Origin of the sequence: Flavobacterium defluvii (genome assembly GCF_900129555.1) — a bacterium.
Taxonomy (GTDB): Bacteria; Bacteroidota; Bacteroidia; order Flavobacteriales; family Flavobacteriaceae; genus Flavobacterium; species Flavobacterium defluvii.
Map to the genome: position 1 here is coordinate 1 of NZ_FQWC01000019.1, position 1,310 is coordinate 1,310.

1 pseudogene is annotated in these 1,310 nt (G+C 39.2%); it reads right to left on the bottom strand.

What is annotated here, in order from left to right:
* A pseudogene (locus BUC29_RS21040) lies at positions 1-1,310 on the bottom strand (RHS repeat domain-containing protein); the annotation flags it as partial.

The window sequence follows — 1,310 nt, forward strand, 5'->3', positions numbered from 1 at the left end:
TTGTACTTATACTTGTAATTGGAGTTAATAACGGGAGCCCCGTATCCAATGTGTTTTAACCCAAAAGGATAATAGCTGTTTTCATCCTGTATGGCAAGGGTTTTGTTATAACTTAAACGAATATTACCCAGATGGTCTTTATATTGATATACATATTTGTAAGAACTTCCGGAAGGTTCCACATACCCTTCCGCTGTTGGGAAAAACTTCAATACAGCAGTACAAGTCTGACAGTCCGTTGTATATTGGTAACCATCCAAATAATCGGTTGTTGTAATATTTGCCGGGGAAACATTCGTTACAATTTTCTGCACTTTCTCCCCTGCAGCATTGTAAATATAAGCAATATTCCCTGTCGAGGCAAAGGTTATTTTGGTTGGCAGGTTTAAATGGTTATAGGTTATAGAGGTTATGTTTTTGTTGTTGTCTTTGGTCATGTTTCCGTAAGCATCATAACTGTAATCGTCAACAGTGTTGGCTGCGCTGTCTGTAAATCCATAGTTTTTAGTTAAAGCAGGGGCACTATCAGCAACTTTCATAAGTGTGTTGCTGTTATTACTGCTGGCATACGAGTATATTAAGTTATCTATCTGCTGTGCTGTTTCACTGTTTCCGTTACGGGTAAGTGCTGTAATATTTCCATTTTTGTCATACCACAGGGCTTCATTATAGGCACTCAATACAATTCCTTTCTTGTAAATACCTTCTCTTAAACGGTTCAGGTTATCGTATTTGTAACCGTAAGTTCTAATTATGCCATTATCTGAACCGGATGCCCATTGTGTTTCGGCGATGTTTCCGTTGTATAATGGTTTTACGTCGATAATCCCAGAAGGAGTTGTGTTGTAATTAATTTTAAAAGCAAACAAATCCTTTGGGTCACCTGTTTTGGCCAGGGCATTAATATCATTAATGGCGGTAAGCCATCCGCGGATGTTATAACTATAATCGATTTTCTGGACTGGAGCAGCTTCTGTATTTCCTACTTTTTTAGAAACCAGCTGTCCCAGTTCATCATAATTATTGCTGGCAATAAGCTCTACTGTACCCGAATTGATCTGATGGGTCTGGGTCAATAAACGATCCTGGGCAGAATAGGTAAAGGTATCTTTGGTCATAAGCTCCGCATCTGTACTGAGTCTTTTATGCCTTATTATGGTGTACTGCGGTTTTCCCGTAAAATCAAGTTTACTATCAGTATAAGTGTAGCCTCCCAAATGGTTTATGGTATAAACCCTGACTGTTCTTGCTTTGGTGTCGTAAAATGTAGCTGAGGTTTCTCCAAGTACTGCTGTGCTTGCTGCAGGGAC